Origin of the sequence: Lacrimispora sp. (assembly GCF_047605665.1) — a bacterium.
In the GTDB taxonomy this organism is placed as follows: Bacteria; Bacillota; Clostridia; order Lachnospirales; family Lachnospiraceae; genus Lacrimispora.
Genome location: NZ_JASGFH010000024.1, coordinates 26,172 through 43,044, shown reverse-complemented (window position 1 = coordinate 43,044; position 16,873 = coordinate 26,172). Strand labels below are relative to the sequence as shown.

Sequence of the window (16,873 nt, the reverse complement as noted above, 5' to 3'; positions counted from 1 at the left end):
AAGGGGGGCGGGCTGATGAAACGGGAGCGGTATTTTAAGGATGAGCTGCGGCAGTTGTTTATGGGCTATGCCATTATTCCGGCAGTGGGTTTTACTCTGGTCTGTACCCTGGTCTTTTTCGGGGCTTTGATCTATGGAAAGAAGAGCGGGAATGAATCCCATAATTCTTATGTGGCCCAGGAGCTGGACCGGGCTTTAAGTGGATATGAAGAGAATCTGGAACGGCTGGCTTTGGATGAAAGGATTTTTGAAAAGAGTCTGGAGCCTTCGGGGCGGATGGAGATATTTGAGAAATTTTATCAGGTTTCCAACGGGCTGGGGTATAAAGCTGATGTGTTTATCCTGAACCGGGAGAAGCGGCTTTTACTCTCCAGCGGAGAGGTGCCGGGGTATCTTTGGGATACGGCCGGCATTCAATGGGGGCTTATGGGAGCCATGGATGCGGAACCGGAAAAGACAAAGATATATCTGGCGGAACCATGGAAGAGGTCTGACCGGGATATCGCCATGGGCCGGGCGGTGATGGATGGGACGGAAACAGCGGGATATGTGATTTTTACCATTAACAGCAGCCAGTTTAAGGCGGTGCTGGACAGGTCTGAGAGCCGCACCATCATTGCGGACCAGTTTGGCTGGGTGTATTTGAGCAATGATTATGGGCTGCAGGATGCCAGCAATCAAGTGATAAAGGAGCTTAAGACGGCGGGCAAGTATTTATCTTATGACAAAAAGATGTTTCTCGTATCCATACAGCCTGCATACGGCGGACGGTTTTTTGTTTATTCGGCAACGGATATTCACAACATTGTGATCTCTCTGGGGCTTAGCAGCACGCTGATCATAACGGCCCTCGCCTTGATGACGGTGTGGGTGCTTATCAGCACAAAGAAGGTGACGGAGAGGAAGACCAGGGATTTTTATAAGATTCTGGAAGTGATGGAAATGACCAGAAACGGAAACCTGGATACTCCCATTCAACTGGAACGGGAAAATGAGTTCCGGATCATCGCGGATGCCTATAATGAAACCATGGGCAGCTTAAAGCATCAGATGGAGAACAATAAGAGGATGGCGGAGCTTTTGGCAGCGGCTCAGAATAAGCAGTTGGAATCCCAGTTTAATCCCCATTTCCTGTACAATACCCTGGAAAATATCAGGTATATGTGCAGGATCGAACCGGAGACAGCGGCGAGGATGGTATTCAGCCTGTCAAACCTTTTGCGCTACAGCCTGGATGGAAGCAAGGCAGAGGTGACCCTGGAGGAGGATATGGAGCACCTGGAAAATTATCTGACCATTTTAAAGTACCGGTTTAACCGCCGTTTTTCCTGTGCAGTGGAGGTGGAGCCGGAGGCTTTGGGCTGCCGGATTCCCAAGCTGGTGCTGCAGCCTATGATTGAAAATGCCGTCAAATACGGTTTTGGCAGACAGGAAAACTTAAATGTGGAGATCAAGGTTTACATCCATGAGGAGCGCCTGACCATGATCTGCCGGGATGACGGGGCTGGAATGACCATGGGAGCCCTCCGGGAGGTTCTGACTCTTTTGGAGCAGGAGGAAAACAACAGCAGGCATTCGGGACTTTATAATATCCACAGGCGGTGCAGGATTCTCTACGGCAGGCCTTACGGCGTGGATATAAGGAGTACGGAAGGGCTTGGAACCACCTTGATTGTCACTCTTCCAGTGAATAAGGAGGAACACGATGTTACGGGTAATGATAGCAGAGGATGAAGATATTATCAGAAAAGGTCTTGTTTATATGACGGACTGGGTCGGCATGGACTGTGTGATTGTGGCGGAAGCGGCCAATGGGCAGGAAGGGCTTTTGAAAATACAGGAGCACAAGCCGGATGTGGTGATTACGGATATCTGCATGCCTTTTATGGATGGAATTGAAATGATAAAGGAAGCTTCCAAAAGCGTGAAGTTTAAAAGCATTCTGCTGACCAGCTATGCGGATTTTGAGTACGCGAGAAGGGCCATTGAGGCCAGGGTCAGCGAATACCTTTTAAAGCCTGTGGATGAAGAAAAGCTGGCAGTCCTCATGAAAAAACTGGGTGAGGAGATTGCCAGCAGCCGTCAGATGGAATTTGCCATGGAAAAGGCGGATACAGAGGCCGGAGTCATGAACCTGGAATACTACATGAAGCTGGATGTTTCGGAAAACAAGTATGTTTCCAAGGCACTGGAGGAAATTCGTTCCCGCTATGGGGAGAAGCTGAGCTTAGAGTCCATTTCCGAAGAGCTGGGGGTCAGCACCAGCTATTTAAGCCGCAAGTTTAAGGAGGTGACGGGGCAGACCTTCCTGGACTTTTTAAATAAGTACAGGGTTTCCCAGGCCATTGTCCTGTTAAATACGGGGCAGTACCGGATATTTGAGGTGTCTGATGCCACCGGTTTTACGGATTATAAGCATTTTTGTTCGGTGTTTAAAAAGTATACCTTAAAGTCGCCTTCCAAGTTTATGAAGGGGATTGGTTAGAGGCTTAAGTCAATTAATTCCGAAAGGTCTGTGATCTGGTAGGTGGCTTTTGGGGCGGCAGGGGCCTTTGGAGGGCTGATGAGGCAGGAGTCGATTCCGGCATTGATGGCGCCCTGGATGTCGGAAGTGAGACTGTCTCCTACCATGATGGTTTTTTCTTTTGAAAAGTCAGGAATATGGTGAAAGCAGTGTTCAAAAAAGAATGGAGAGGGCTTTTCATACCCGATCTTTTCGGATATGAACATTCCGTCGAACAGGTCGTAAATTCCTGCTTTTTTCAGCCTTTGTATCTGGGTATGGTAGACGCCGTTGGAGGCTGGATACAGTTTTTCCCCCTTCTGCTTTAAGTGCAGAAGGGTTTCTTTTGTGTTGGGGAGTAAGTCCGCACCTTCTCCTAAGTGGAAGCGGTAGCGGGATTCTGCTTCTGCTCCGTTTATTTCTAAGCCGAAGGAGTCAAAGAGCCGGGTGAACCGGGTGTTTAAGAGCTCATCCCGGCTGATCTTCTCCTGTTCAAGCAGGTCCCAAAGGTCCCGGTTTAATTTTTTATATTCTTCCAGCATTCTGCTGCGGTATTCTATTCCATAGGATTCTATGAGTTTTTCAAATCCCCGCTTTTCGGCGGCATCAAAATCAAGGAGAGTGTTATCGATATCCAGCAGGAAAAATTGGTACATGGTTGATTCCTCCTTATCAGAGAGAAGGGGTATTTGGGGGTTTCTGTCATTATGATATCATAGGAAACAGGGGAATGACCAGAGGAAGTTTCAAAGAAGGCCGTTGTTTCTTTTTGATTTTTTCGCTATAATGGGGGATATGGGATGAATGATGAAGCAGAAAAAATGGAGACTCGATAGATGGCGGTAAAGAAGAAAGAAAAGGAAGAAGGGCTCCTCTCGTTTGAAGATGGGAGCAGCTATCCTTATGAGATTATAAAATCAGACAGACGCACCATGGCCCTTCAGGTCAAAAAAAGCGGGGAAGTGGTGGTGAGGATTCCCAGGGGGCTGTCTTTTCACTCCGGTCATGAGCTGGCGGAGAAAAATAAGAGCTGGGTTTACTCTCACATGAAAGGCATTGAGGCCTCCTTAAAGAAGAAGGAAGGATTTCACTGGGAGGAAGGGGCCAGGCTGCTTTTCTTTGGAAGGGGCCATATCCTCCGCGTGGTGCCGGATTTTGGGAGAAAGAGCTTTCGGGTTTTGGCCGGGAGCGGGGAGTTAATTCTTAGAGGGCCTGTGGAGAAAAAGGCGGGGGCAGAGCGGGAAACGGTGATTAAGGAAGTGATGAAGCTGTTTTACCGCCAGGAGGCCAGGAAGTATCTGGAGAAAAAGACGGCTGGGTGGGCTGCGGATATGAAGATAAGCTACGGGCGCATTGCAGTCAGGGATCAGGCGACCAGATGGGGAAGCTGCAGCATAAAAGGAAATTTGAATTTTAACTGGAGGCTGGTGCTTTTGCCGGAGGAGCTGGCGGATTATGTGGTGGTGCACGAGCTGGCCCACCGGATACATATGAACCATTCCAGGGAGTTTTGGGGAGTGGTGGAAGGAAAACTGCCGGATTACCGGTTAAGGCGGAAGCTGTTAAAGAGCTATGAGGAAGAGATTTACGGAAATTATTAAAATGCAGGAACTATGATCAGTCTGGGATGGCTGAACTGGATGGATTGAAGCGAAGGAGATTTGAAACATGGCAGCAGAGAAGTGGATGCTTCAAACGAAACGGGCTGATTTTGATGAGATAGCAAGGTGCCATCACATTTCCCCGGTGACGGCAAGGATCATACGAAACCGGGATGTGGTTGGACAGGAAGCGGTGGAACGGTATTTAAGGGGAGGGCTGGGGGAATTATACAGCCCTTACTTATTAAAGGATATGGAACTGACTGTGGCAATTCTTAAGGAGAAGACAAGAGAGTCGAAACCGATCAGGATTGTGGGAGATTACGATATAGACGGGGTCTGCTCCACCTATCTTTTATACCGGGCGTTGACCCAGGTGGGGGCTGTGGTGGATTATGAAATTCCGGACCGGATTAAGGATGGGTACGGAATCAATGAATCCATTATCAGGGCAGCAGCAGAGGATGGAATTGACACCATACTCACCTGCGATAACGGGATTGCTGCGGTCCAGCAGATTCGCCTTGCAAAGGAATTGGGGCTTACAGTTCTGGTTACGGATCACCACGATATTATGAAGGAGGAGGGACAGGACATTCTGCCCCCTGCTGATGGGGTGGTGAATCCAAAGAGGAGCGACTGTTCCTATCCCTATCCGGAGATATGCGGAGGGCTTGTAGCTTATAAGCTGGTTCAGGCTCTTTATGAAGCTTTTGGCGTTTCCGTGGAGAAATGGCTTGAGATGCTGGAGTTTGCAGCCATTGCAACGGTTGGGGATGTGATGAAGCTGCAGGATGAAAACAGGATCATTGTAAAGGAAGGTTTAAAACGGATTGGGCAGACGAAAAGCCTGGGGCTTTTAAAGCTGATGGAGAAAAATAATCTGGATAAGAACCAGATCACTGCCTATCAGATCGGATTTGTCATTGGGCCCTGTTTAAATGCGGGAGGCAGGCTGCATACTGCAAAATTGGCCTTATCCCTGCTTTTATCTCAGGATGAAGAGGAAGCAGACCGGATGGCGCTTGAGTTAAAGGCGCTGAATGACCAGAGAAAGGATATGACCAAGGAGGGAACCCTGGAGGCTGTCAGGCAGGTGGAAGAGAACTATGCCGATGACAAGGTTTTGGTGGTATACCTGCCGGATTGTCATGAATCCCTGGCCGGGATTATTGCCGGGAGGCTGAGAGAGCATTTTCAGAAGCCCTCTTTTGTTTTGACAGACGGGGAAGAATCAGTGAAAGGGTCTGGGCGTTCTATTGAATCTTACCATATGTTTGAGGCACTGGTGGAGGTGAAGGAGCTGCTCCTTAAGTTTGGAGGGCATCCTATGGCAGCAGGGTTGTCCCTGTTAAAGGAGAATGTGGAGGAGTTTCGCAGGCGTTTAAATGAAGGGGCCAAGCTGACAGAGGAGGATTTTGTGCGGAAGGTCTGGATTGACGTTCCTATGCCTTTGGAGTACATAAATGAGCCTTTAATTGAGGAATTGGAGCTTTTGGAGCCTTTTGGACAGGGGAATGAGAAGCCGTTATTTGCCCAGAAGGGGCTGCATATCAGGAGCGTCAGAGTTCTTGGGAAGAACCGGAATGCGGTAAAAATGTCTCTGGCAACGGAGCAGGGGACGCCTATGGATGGGATGCTGTTTGGTGACGGGGATTTATTTCTGGAGGAGCTGGGGGATAAGCGGAAGCTTGATGTGGTATATTATCCTGGGGTGAATGAGTATAACGGAAATAAGGCTTTACAGATTGTGATCAGGAATTATAAGATTCCGGAGGAAGTATAGGGAAGAAATCTTGAAATGCATTGACAAAAGGGAAGAGAACAAATAAAATACAGTAATATCAGTTAAAATTTTAAAAAGTTTATTACATGAGCTGAGATAAAAGGGAAAGTGAGGGAATGAACGTGGTAAATGAAGTGATGAAGTTTATTACCGGATATGACAGGGAAGTGGGAGAGGCTATTGAAAAAGAGTGCGCCCGCCAGAGAAGAAATCTGGAGCTGATTGCATCGGAGAATATTGTTTCTGAGCCTGTTATGATGGCAATGGGTACTGTGCTTACCAACAAGTATGCGGAAGGATATCCTGGAAAGCGTTATTACGGCGGATGTGAGGTCGTGGACGTGGTTGAAAATATTGCTATCGAGCGCGCAAAAGAAATATTTGGCTGCGATTATGCCAATGTTCAGCCTCATTCCGGTGCTCAGGCCAATATGGCGGCTTTCGTTGCCATGCTGGAGCCGGGAGATACTGTTTTAGGCATGAATTTAAATCATGGCGGACATTTAACCCATGGAAGTCCGGTAAACTTCTCCGGTTTGTATTTTAATATTGTTCCTTACGGCGTGGATGATCAGGGATTCCTTGATTACGATGAGATGGAGCGTCTGGCGATAGAGCATAAGCCGAAACTCATTGTAGCCGGAGCCAGCGCCTACGGAAGGGTGATTGATTTTAAGCGATTCCGTGAGGTTGCCGATAAGGTAGGCGCATATCTCATGGTGGATATGGCTCATATTGCCGGTCTGGTGGCAGCAGGCGTTCATCCAAGCCCCATCCCTTACGCTGATGTGACCACAACCACCACTCACAAAACCCTTCGCGGACCGAGAGGCGGAATGATTTTAGCCAATCAGGCGGCAGCGGATAAATTCAACTTCAACAAGGCCATATTCCCAGGCATTCAGGGCGGTCCTCTGGAGCATGTGATTGCAGGAAAGGCCGTGTGCTTTGGCGAGGTGTTAAAGCCTGAGTTTAAAACGTATCAGGAACAGGTGGTAAAGAATGCAAAGGCTCTGGCTGCTGCTCTCATGAAGCAGGGCTTTAATATCCTGACAGGGGGAACCGACAACCATTTAATGCTCATTGATTTGAGAGGCATGGAGGTAACTGGAAAGGAATTACAAAACCGCTGTGATGAGGTTTACCTCACTTTGAATAAGAACGCTGTTCCAAATGACCCAAGAAGTCCTTTTGTCACCTCCGGTGTCCGTGTGGGAACTCCTGCCATCACCTCAAGGGGATTAAAGGAAGAGGATATGGAAAAGATCGCAGAATGCATCTGGCTGGCTGCTACGGATTTTGAGAACAAGGCTGATTATATCAGAGGCGAAGTGACAAAGATCTGTGATAAGTATCCGCTGTATGAATAAGAAAATATAAAAAGAGGGCAGTAAAAGAATTGATATGATTCTTTTACTGTCTTCTTTTTGTCTTAAAGGGTATCCGGAGTGCCTGTAAACATCAGGGTGAGCAGATTTTTCCCTGCTTCTGTCCGAAAGATGTTGTGATATGTATTTTGTACGGTTTCTTTGCTGCACTGGTTTTCGTACAGATTCACGAGAAAATCAGCTTCTACTAATATCTGGTAATCGATACCGTCAATGTTTGTGTAAGTGTGGTGATGGGCCACTAAGTAGCTGACCCGTTCCGTGGTTTTCTGGCTGAAATCAAGTTTTTTCAACAGTTCTTCTGCGTAGGCGGGACCTTCCTGTTCCTGGAGCTTGCCGTTGCATTTTCCGTACTTTTCCATGGATACTTTGATGCCGATATCGTGAACAATGGCAGCAGCTTCTAAGATTTCCATATCATCAGACGGAATATTTTCCATGGAACCAATGAGTTTTGCAAATTGATGTACTTTTATAAAATGCTGGATCAGCTCTGGTTCTCCTGCGTCAAATTGGATCATTTCTAAAATCAGATTGCTTATCCTATCCATAGTGAGTGCTCCTTTTTTTGTTTTTGTGGATACAGGCCGTAACTGTCTGCATTATATCATTTCACATAAAAAGGAACAAGCTTATATTTTTACTCATGAAATACTGCGCAGTTTGGGGCTGCGCAGCATTTTCAGGAGGAAACAAAGTCTGGCTGTTATGCCTGGTTCTTAAAGGATTCGCAGTCAGTACACTCTTTTTTTACCGGATTCTTCTCGTGGGTTCCCACTTTGATTTGCTCCAGAGTGCAGTAGTTGTCTGTTTTTGCGTGATAAGCGCAGTTGTCGATGGAACATTTAATACATTCATTTTTCCCGTTTACTAACATAGATAAGCCCTCCTTATTTGATTGTTACATCTGTTATTGTGGACGAAAAACAGTGAATTATTATGCCAAATTTTTCTTAATCAATGAGGGCTTAATTGCGTTGGATTTAAAAAAATAGAATTTTGACGAATTTTAGAAAAAACAGGCGGAACCATTGCAAAAACTGGAGGGGGTATGGTATACTCTTTCGTGTTTCTAATATATAACACATTATTTATAAGTTATACTAATTAAAAATAACGGGTTTTGATGATAAACACACGTCGAAACCGGTTAAATAACAGGGAAAACAGGCCGGGAGTCAATAGGAGGTTCCAGTGATTCGATTTAAAAATTATGTAAAAGCAGGAAGTCTGGAAGAAGCTTACACCTTAAATCAGAAAAAAAGCAGCGCCATAGGCGGCGGAATGATGTGGCTGAAGATGCAGAAACGGATGCGGATGACGCTGGTGGATTTAGTCGGATTGGGACTGGAGGAAATTGCGGAGACAGAAGAAGATTTTTCCATAGGAGCCATGTGCAGCCTGCGCCAGTTGGAGACTCATGAAGGGTTGAATGAATACTTTGGCGGCATTTTTAAGGAGTGCACCCGTTCGATTGTGGGAATTCAGTTTCGAAACGGGGCCACTGTAGGGGGAAGCGTATTCGGGCGCTTTGGATTTTCTGATATCATTACCTGCCTTTTGGCTCTTGATACGTATGTGGAACTGTACCGGGGCGGGCTGGTTTCTTTAGAGGAATTCTGCCGGATGAAGCGGGACAGGGACCTTCTCGTAAAAATACATATAAAAAAGGATGGGAGACAGGCGGCTTATGTGTCCCAGAGAATAGCGAAGACGGACTTTCCCCAGATTGCCTGCTGTGTGGCGAAAAAGGAAGATCAGGTTTACGTTTCCATAGGCGCCAGGCCGGGGCTTGCCGAGGTGGTGGCTTTGGAGAAAACAGAGGATGTGAGCCTGGAGGAGATTGCAAAAAAGGTTTCCGGCAGCTTCCGCTACGGCACCAACATGAGGGGCAGCGCAGATTACCGGAAGCATCTGGCAGAGGTATACACCAGAAGGCTTTTGGCAGGGCTTAATAAGGAGGAAAAGTAAATGAGAATCGAATTCACCTTAAACGGAAAGCTGATCTATGCGGAAGCAAAGGCTGACACCACCTTATTTCAGCTTCTCAGGAAGAAGAACTGCTATAGCGTGAAATGCGGATGTGAAACGGAAAACTGCGGACTCTGTACGGTCCTGGTGGATGGAAAGTCCAGGCTTTCCTGCTCCCTGCTGGCAGTCCGGGTAAACGGATGTGAGGTAGTGACTCTGGAAGGGGTGCAGAAGGAAGCTGAGGAATTCGGTATGTTTCTGGCGGGAGAAGGGGTGGAGCAGTGCGGATTTTGCAGCCCCGGCCTGATTATGAACGTGCTGGCAATGGAAAAGGAAGAAAGCATCCGGGATGACCAGGGGATAAAGGAGTATTTATCCGGAAATTTATGCCGGTGCAGCGGTTATATGGGACAGCTTCGGGCGGTGAAAAAGTATTTAAACAGGGGAGGAGACATGGCATGAACTATAAAATGAAAAGCGTCAATACCTCTGTGATGAAAAAGGATGCCATGGCATTGGTGACGGGAAAGCCTGTTTATACCGATGATCTGGTTCCCAAGGACTGCCTGATTGTAAAGGTGCTGAGAAGCCCTCACGCCCATGCACTGATCCGGGAAATCGACTGCTCCAGGGCTGAGAATTTATCTGGAATAGCCTGTGTTCTGACTTATAAAGACGTGCCTGGGAAACGGTTTACCATGGCCGGCCAGTCCTATCCGGAACCAAGCCCTTATGACCGGCTGATTCTGGACCAGAGACTCCGGTTTGTGGGAGATGCGGTTGCCATTGTGGCGGGTGAGACAGAGGATGAGGTGGATCAGGCTCTGAGTCTCATTAAGGTGAAGTATGAGGTTTTGGAGCCGGTTCTGGATTTTAAGAAGGCAAAGGACAACCCTGTTCTGATTCATCCGGAGGAGGACTGGCAGAGCCTTCTTCCCGTGGGAGCGGATAATAAACGGAATCTGTGCGCTTGCGGAGGACAGGAACAGGGGGACGTGGATGAGGTTTTATCCCGGTGCGATTACGTGGTGGATCATGTTTACCATACAAAGGCAAACCAGCAGGCTATGATGGAGACATTCCGGGCTTACTGTTATCTCGATACATACGGACGCTTGAACATGGTGGCCTCCACTCAGATCACCTTTCATGTGAGAAGGATTCTGGCCCATGCTCTGGATATTCCAAAGTCTAAAATCCGCGTGGTTAAGCCCAGAATCGGCGGCGGTTTCGGAGCCAAGCAGACGGTTGTGGCTGAGGTTTACCCGGCTATTGTCACCATGAAAACAGGAAGGCCTGCCAAGATGATTTTCAGCCGGTATGAATCCCAGATCGCTTCTTCTCCCCGTCACGAAATGGAAATCAGGGTCAGGATCGGAGCCGATAAGGACGGAATTCTCCAGGCCATTGACGTGTATACCTTATCCAATACAGGCGCTTTCGGGGAACACGGCCCCACTACAGTAGGGCTTTCCGGGGAAAAGACCATACCCCTTTACCGGACTCCAAAGGCTTTCCGGTTTGCTTATGATGTGGTTTACACCAATATGATGTCTTCCGGCGCTTACCGTGGTTACGGGGCCACGCAGGGAATATTTGCGGTAGAGTCTGCGGTCAATGAGCTGGCGAAAGAGATCGGGATGGATTCGGTGAAGCTGAGGGAACTGAATATGGTAAAGGAGGGAGATTACCTTCCTGCTTACCATGGGGAAACTTTAAATAGCTGCGCCCTTGACCGTTGCATGGCAAAGGCAAAGGAAATGATCGGCTGGGATGAAAAGTATCCGTCCGTGGACATGGGAAATGGAAAAGTCCGGGGCGTAGGCGTTGCCATGTCCATGCAGGGCTCTGCGATTTCCGGTCTGGATGTGGCTTCGGTGGAACTGCGTCTGAACGATGACGGCTTTTACACCCTGATGATCGGGGCTTCTGATATGGGAACGGGGTGTGACACCACCCTGGCCCAGGTGGGAGCGGATTGTCTGGAGTGTGATGTGGAAGATATTGTGGTCCACGGTACGGATACGGATGTGTCCCCGTATGACTCCGGTTCCTATGCTTCCAGTACCATGTATCTGACGGGAATGGCAGTTGTGAAAGCCTGTACCGAGATGAGGGAGAAGATTTTAAGCAAGGCGGCTCAGTATCTTTCCTGTGAGAAGGAGTCCTTGGAGTTTGACGGAAAGAGGGTATACCAGCCGGAGGGAGAGCTGGAAATATCCTTAAAAGAGATCGGAAACAGGGTCATGTGCTCCAATGAGGACATGCTGTCCGCAGGAGCTTCCCACACTTCCCCGGTATCCCCGCCGCCTTTTATGGTTGGAATGGCAGAGGTGGAAGTGGATCAGGAAACCGGAGAGATGGAGCTGGTGGACTATGTGGCAGTTGTGGACTGCGGAACGCCTATTAATCCCAATCTCGCAAGGATTCAGACGGAGGGCGGCATTGCCCAGGGCATTGGTATGGCCCTGTATGAGGATGTGACTTATACGGATAAGGGGCAGATGCTTCAAAATTCCTTTATGCAGTATAAGGTTCCCACCAGACTGGATGTGGGAAATATCCGGGTGGAATTTGAGAGCAGTTATGAGCCTACAGGGCCTTTTGGGGCTAAATCCGTTGGGGAGATCGTCATTAATACCCCTTCTCCGGCTATTGCAGATGCTGTGGCAAATGCGGTGGGAGCAAGGGTGAGAGAGCTGCCGGTTACGGCGGAAAAGGTTTACAGGCAGATGAGGGGATGAGTTAATAGATAGAAATGCTTTAAGCTTTGCCGCAGGATGCAGGAATTGTATTCTGCGGTTTTTTTATGGATTTTGGGAAAAATGGTTTAAAAGGCTGACAGTTATATAATAAGTCCTAAAATATGTTGACTTAATAGGTTTATAATGTTAGGATTAGAAAAATCCAGATTAAAAAGACTGTTTTGAAAGCGAGAGCGATGATGATAAAAAGATTTATGAGATCAACCTTAATTACTGTGACACTTGCGGCTTTATTGTCCGGCTGCGGAAATAATGAGAAGACTGCCGGAGTGGAAGCGGCTGCCCCGGCTGCAAAAACAACCGGAGAAACCGCGGCAGATGAGGCAGGAGGATATACGTTTCAGGACGATTTGGGAAGAACCGTAACGGTGAAAGGCCATGAGCGCGTCGCAACGCTGATGGGAAGTTTTGCTGATATCTGGCTTTTAGCAGGCGGGAATATCGCTGCTTCTTCCAGGGATACCTGGACTTCTTTTGATTTGAATTTGCCTGAAGGCACAGTTAATATCGGGAATTTAATGGGGCCTGATATGGAACAGTTAATTGCAGTTCAGCCGGATTTCGTTATTGCCAGCGCCAATCTTGACGCACAGATAGAATTAGAGGAGACTCTTACTCAGGCAGGAATTACAGTTGCATATTTTGATGTGAATAATTTTGACGACTATCTTCATATGCTGGATATCTGTACACAGATCACGGGAGAAACAAAGCGGTATGATACATATGGAACTGCTGTGCAAAAGCAGGTGGATGCGGCCATTGCCAGGGCCGATGGAAGTGCACCTACAGTCTTGTATTTAAGGGCATCTTCTGACAATGTGAAAGCAAAAGGAAGCGTAGGAAATGTCGGTTCTGAAATTCTCAGAGAACTTGGCTGTGTGAACATTGCGGATTCCGATGAAAGCCGGTTGGAAGATATTAACATGGAGGTGATTGTTGCAGAAGATCCGGATTATATCTTTGTGACCACCCAGGGCGAGAACACAGAACAGGCCATAAAGGTAGTGGAGGACTTATTGCTGACAGACCCGGCATGGAATTCCCTGACGGCAGTGAAAAATGGAAAGTACCATGTATTAGATAAGAGGCTGTACAATTCCAAACCAAATGCAAAATGGGGGGAAGCCTATGAGCAACTGGCGGATATTCTATACGGTGAGGAGTAATTGCGGTTTATTCGATATGAGGAAACGTAAAGCATTGATTATTATTTTACTGGTTCTCCTGTTATGCGTATCGGTTCTGGCAGGAATTTTGCTGGGAAGCGTTTCTATTTCGGTACGGGATATTTTAGCTTGTCTGACAGGAAGGGATACTGACTCAAAGAATTATATATTGATCACGGCTGTCCGCATTCCAAGGGTGTTTGGCGGATTGGTGGCAGGGCTGGGACTGGCAACTGCCGGGGTAATCCTGCAGGGTGTTATGAATAACGCCCTTGCAAGCCCCAATACCATTGGTGTAAATTCCGGCGCAGGATTTGCGGTAATGCTTTCCATGGCGTTTTGGCCGGGGAATCTGACGGCAACTGCGTCAATGGCTTTTCTTGGCGCATTAATCACCACACTTTTGATTTTCCTGCTGGCATATTTTTCCGACAGTTCCAGAACTACCATCATTCTTGCCGGCGTTACGGTTTCCAGCTTTTTAAGCGCAGGAATTAATACCATTAAACTGATGGATACGGACATTACGGTGAATATGACTTCGTTCATGATCGGATCATTATCGGGTATAACCTTTAAGAAACTGATTCTGCCTGGGTATGCGGTGATTATTGGGGTATTTCTGGCGTGTATGCTGGCAAAAGCACTGAATATTCTGGGTTTGGGAGATGATATAGCCAGGTCGTTGGGCTTGCGTGTGAATCTGATGAGGTTTGTGCTGCTTGTCATTGCCAGTGTATTGGCCGGGGTGGTGGTGAGTTACGCGGGGCTGCTCAGTTTCGTGGGACTCATCGTGCCCCATATATGCAGACGAATATTTGGGAACGATAACCGCCTGCTGCTTCCATGCAGTGCGTTGCTTGGAGGAAGCTTTGTACTGATCAGCGATATGATTGGAAGGACGCTGTTTGCGCCGTATGAACTGCCGGTGGGCATTATTATGTCTTTCCTGGGAGGACCGTTTTTCTTATATCTTCTCCGGCGCAGAAATGGGGGGAGAAGGGTCAATGCTTAAATTTGAACAGGCCAGCATAGGGTATAGAAATACTCAGGTGCTGGAAAATATAACCGCAGAATTTCGGGAAGGGAAGATCACTTCTCTCATTGGTCCAAATGGCTGCGGAAAAACCACACTTTTACAGGCCTTAAATGGAAGCTGTAAGGTGACATCCGGGAAAATATGGGTGAATGGTTCTGACTTATTCTCATTATCTCCGAAAGAACGGGCAAGACAAATCGCATTTCTGCCCCAGGTGCGAACTACCATACCGGCTCTTTCTGTCCGGGTGCTGGTGGAGCACGGCAGATTTCCGTATATGGGGTTTTCCAGGAGGCAGTCATCGGCAGACAGGGAAAAGGTGCATCAGGCCATGGAATATGCCAATGTTTTGCAGTACGCCAATGAGCAGGTGGATAAACTGTCGGGCGGAATCAGGCAGCGCGTGTTTTTTGCCATGGTTTTGGCTCAGGACAGTGAGTATATTATTTTAGATGAACCGACCACTTTTTTAGATATCAGAGGACAGCGGGATTTCTTAAAGCTGGTAGGCGGATTAAAGGAGCAGGGGAAAACAGTGGTGATGGTATTGCACGATATTCATCAGGCCATGGAAGTTTCGGATCATATCATCCTCATGAAGGACAGACAGGTAGTTGCCCAGGGGACACCGAAGGAGTGCATTGAAAATGGAATGGTGGAAACGGCTTTCGATGTAAACTGCCTGCGATTTAAGAAAGGTGAGAAGGAGTATTATTTTTTCGAATAATACTCTTTCTCACCTTTTGCTTTAAAGAATTTAAAACTGCTGCTGGGATTTTAAAATCATCTTTTGCAGCATTTTTGATACGCTGTCCGCAGACGTGTTTAGACCGCCCAATATCCATTCCTCCAGAACTCCTGTAACACCGGAAACGATATAGACCACTTCCACAATATAATCTTTTTTCATATCTGAAGGGTTTTCCAGCAGCATCCTGGTCTCGTGAATTGTCTTCTCATAGAAAATCTTCTTCAATTTTCTCAAGGCAGCCCCGCTGCCCTGGGGGCGCACAAAAAGTGTGATGATCTGCTGGTTGGCTTTGATGTATGATACAATGCGCTCTGTCAGCTTCAAGAGGTTGCTTTCATTGTCATTTGGTATTGTACCGTCATAAATTTCTTCCAGTTCGAAAAAAATTTCGTCTTCCATCTTCTCGTATAAATCGTACACATCTCTGTAGTGCAGATAGAAAGTCCCCCGTCCTAATTGGGCTGCTCTCGATATTTCGGCTACTGTTATCTTGTTGATGCTCTTTTCTTCCAGCAAGGCCAGCATTGCTTCTTTTATGGCCTTTTTTGTTTTTCTTGCCCTTAAGTCTTCCATATGATGCTCTCCTTTTATGAACACTTTTTTGACGGGTGTCCATTTATGAACAGGTGAAGTGATATTGCCGATTGCCTGTATTGTATGAAATAATTATAATATACACATGTTCAATAATCAATAGGTGATCATAATAAGGAGGTTTTATATATGAACGAAAAAAAGGGAAAGAAAAAGAATTTAGGCAAAATCATTTTGACGGCAGCGGTTCTGCTTGCAGCCGTAATAACATGGGCGGTTTACAGCTTGTTTGGAAGCTCTCTGTCCGCCCTGTCCACACTGGAGCGGATAGAAGGAACCGATGCATACACCATGGAATTTGACGGTGACTACGGTCTGGATCAGTTTCTGCAAAAAGGTGCGGCGTCGGATGAGGAAGTGGTTACCTTCATTTCAAACCATTTTCTCCACGGACTGCCGCTGGAGCTTGAATTGCCGGACTTTGGCTGCAGCGCATTTTCAGCTTATACGCCGGAGGGTGACTACATTACCGCACGGAATTTTGATTTTGACGATACACCCATTTTGATTTTAAAGACAAAACCGGAACAGGGGTATGCTTCTATTTCTACCGTTGATCTGGATTATCTGGGGTTTGGCAAAGAGTTTATGCCGTCTGATGCAGGCTTGTTTGACAAGGCATTGCTGGTGGCTTCCATTTATGCCCCTGTTGACGGAATCAATGAAAAGGGACTGTCCGTGTCGGTTTTACAGATCATGGATGGACCGACTGTGCAGAATACAGGAAAACCGGGAATCACCACTACAACGGCCATTCGTGCTATCCTGGACCGGGCGGCTGATGTGGGAGAGGCTGTAGAGCTGCTGAAACGGTATGATATGCATTCGTCGGCAAACAGCGCATTCCACTTTCTGATCACAGATGCCGGCGGAAAAAGCGCTGTGGTGGAATATATCGGGGAAGAAATGGTTGTCCTTGATACGAACCGGGCCACCAATTATTTACTGGCGCCGGGAGAGCACCGTGACAAGGGCGAGGGATATGACCGCTATGACACCATAACCGAATCATTGAATGAGAGCGGCGGTGAAATGACGGAAATTCAGGCAATGGATGTTTTAAAGAATGTAAAGCTGAACGATGAATCCATGTCCACACAGTGGTCCGTGATTTTCAATAACACGAGGCAGACGGCCCTGTACAGCTTTAAAGCGGATTTTGAAACCACATATTTTTACTTCGTAAACCCATAACCGTATTTATTTCAGGAAAGAGAACAAAACAGAACGCGGCTGTCGATAAAAACAATCGTCAAGCTTTATTGACGAATGCTTATATCATATAGTAACATTGTTATATATATGG

The 16,873-nt window shown here is 47.2% G+C and carries 16 protein-coding genes; 12 read left to right on the top strand and 4 right to left on the bottom strand.

Going from position 1 to position 16,873, the window contains the following annotated elements:
• Window positions 1–15: 15 nt before the first annotated feature.
• The gene (locus QM657_RS17235) at window positions 16–1,734 is read left to right on the top strand and encodes a sensor histidine kinase (protein ID WP_415067934.1); all 1,719 of its coding nucleotides are present in this window, start codon (window positions 16–18) and stop codon (window positions 1,732–1,734) included.
• Window positions 1,706–2,485 (top strand): response regulator, encoded by a 780-nt coding sequence (locus QM657_RS17230; protein ID WP_415067933.1) that lies wholly within the window; start codon window positions 1,706–1,708, stop codon window positions 2,483–2,485. The genes QM657_RS17235 and QM657_RS17230 overlap by 29 nt, the downstream gene beginning before the upstream one ends.
• On the opposite strand, the gene QM657_RS17225 is transcribed toward QM657_RS17230, so the two are convergent.
• On the bottom strand, window positions 2,482–3,159 hold the full coding sequence (locus tag QM657_RS17225) for a YjjG family noncanonical pyrimidine nucleotidase (protein ID WP_415067932.1): 678 nt from the start codon (window positions 3,157–3,159) through the stop codon (window positions 2,482–2,484). The genes QM657_RS17230 and QM657_RS17225 overlap by 4 nt on opposite strands.
• A 180-nt stretch (window positions 3,160–3,339) precedes the next feature.
• Here QM657_RS17225 and QM657_RS17220 point away from each other — a divergent pair, with 180 nt between their 5' ends.
• The 3 genes from QM657_RS17220 to glyA all read left to right on the top strand — a co-directional run bounded on the left by QM657_RS17220 (window position 3,340) and on the right by glyA (window position 7,260).
• Entirely contained in the window at window positions 3,340–4,104 is a 765-nt protein-coding gene (locus QM657_RS17220) for a M48 family metallopeptidase (protein WP_415067931.1), read from the top strand.
• Window positions 4,105–4,171: 67 nt separating this feature from the next.
• Window positions 4,172–5,890, top strand: coding sequence for a single-stranded-DNA-specific exonuclease RecJ (gene recJ, locus QM657_RS17215; RefSeq protein WP_415067930.1), 1,719 nt, complete (start codon window positions 4,172–4,174; stop codon window positions 5,888–5,890).
• A gap of 122 nt (window positions 5,891–6,012) precedes the next feature.
• Window positions 6,013–7,260, top strand: coding sequence for a serine hydroxymethyltransferase (gene glyA / locus QM657_RS17210; RefSeq protein WP_415067953.1), 1,248 nt, complete (start codon window positions 6,013–6,015; stop codon window positions 7,258–7,260).
• Window positions 7,261–7,322: 62 nt separating this feature from the next.
• Here glyA and QM657_RS17205 read toward each other — a convergent pair whose 3' ends face one another.
• Window positions 7,323–7,829, bottom strand: a complete 507-nt coding sequence (locus tag QM657_RS17205) for an HD domain-containing protein (RefSeq protein WP_415067929.1) — start codon at window positions 7,827–7,829, stop codon at window positions 7,323–7,325.
• Window positions 7,830–7,984: 155 nt separating this feature from the next.
• Window positions 7,985–8,155: a DUF1540 domain-containing protein gene (locus QM657_RS17200; protein ID WP_415067928.1), complete on the bottom strand. Its 171-nt coding sequence runs from the start codon at window positions 8,153–8,155 to the stop codon at window positions 7,985–7,987.
• Between the two features lie 317 nt (window positions 8,156–8,472).
• Between QM657_RS17200 and QM657_RS17195 the strand changes: the two genes are divergently transcribed.
• The 6 genes from QM657_RS17195 (at window position 8,473) to QM657_RS17170 (ending at window position 14,949) form a co-directional block, all read left to right on the top strand.
• Window positions 8,473–9,249 carry an FAD binding domain-containing protein gene (locus QM657_RS17195; protein ID WP_415067927.1) on the top strand — a complete coding sequence of 259 codons (777 nt, stop codon included), beginning with the start codon at window positions 8,473–8,475 and terminating at the stop codon, window positions 9,247–9,249.
• Entirely contained in the window at window positions 9,250–9,711 is a 462-nt protein-coding gene (locus tag QM657_RS17190; RefSeq protein ID WP_415067926.1) for a (2Fe-2S)-binding protein, read from the top strand.
• Between the two features lie 8 nt (window positions 9,712–9,719).
• On the top strand, window positions 9,720–11,993 hold the full coding sequence (locus QM657_RS17185) for a xanthine dehydrogenase family protein molybdopterin-binding subunit (RefSeq protein ID WP_415067952.1): 2,274 nt from the start codon (window positions 9,720–9,722) through the stop codon (window positions 11,991–11,993).
• Window positions 11,994–12,208: 215 nt separating this feature from the next.
• A complete protein-coding gene (locus QM657_RS17180; RefSeq protein WP_415067925.1) occupies window positions 12,209–13,183 on the top strand; it encodes an ABC transporter substrate-binding protein in 975 nt (324 codons plus the stop codon).
• Between the two features lie 16 nt (window positions 13,184–13,199).
• Window positions 13,200–14,198 (top strand): FecCD family ABC transporter permease, encoded by a 999-nt coding sequence (locus tag QM657_RS17175; protein ID WP_415067924.1) that lies wholly within the window; start codon window positions 13,200–13,202, stop codon window positions 14,196–14,198.
• Window positions 14,191–14,949: an ABC transporter ATP-binding protein gene (locus QM657_RS17170; RefSeq protein WP_415067923.1), complete on the top strand. Its 759-nt coding sequence runs from the start codon at window positions 14,191–14,193 to the stop codon at window positions 14,947–14,949. Before QM657_RS17175 ends, QM657_RS17170 begins: the two co-directional genes overlap by 8 nt.
• 30 nt (window positions 14,950–14,979) lie before the next feature.
• Here QM657_RS17170 and QM657_RS17165 read toward each other — a convergent pair whose 3' ends face one another.
• Window positions 14,980–15,546 carry a TetR/AcrR family transcriptional regulator gene (locus tag QM657_RS17165; RefSeq protein ID WP_415067922.1) on the bottom strand — a complete coding sequence of 189 codons (567 nt, stop codon included), beginning with the start codon at window positions 15,544–15,546 and terminating at the stop codon, window positions 14,980–14,982.
• A 150-nt stretch (window positions 15,547–15,696) separates the two neighbouring features.
• On the opposite strand from QM657_RS17165, the gene QM657_RS17160 reads away from it, so the two are divergent.
• Window positions 15,697–16,761, top strand: a complete 1,065-nt coding sequence (locus tag QM657_RS17160) for a linear amide C-N hydrolase (protein ID WP_415067921.1) — start codon at window positions 15,697–15,699, stop codon at window positions 16,759–16,761.
• The last annotated feature ends 112 nt before the right edge of the window (window positions 16,762–16,873 follow it).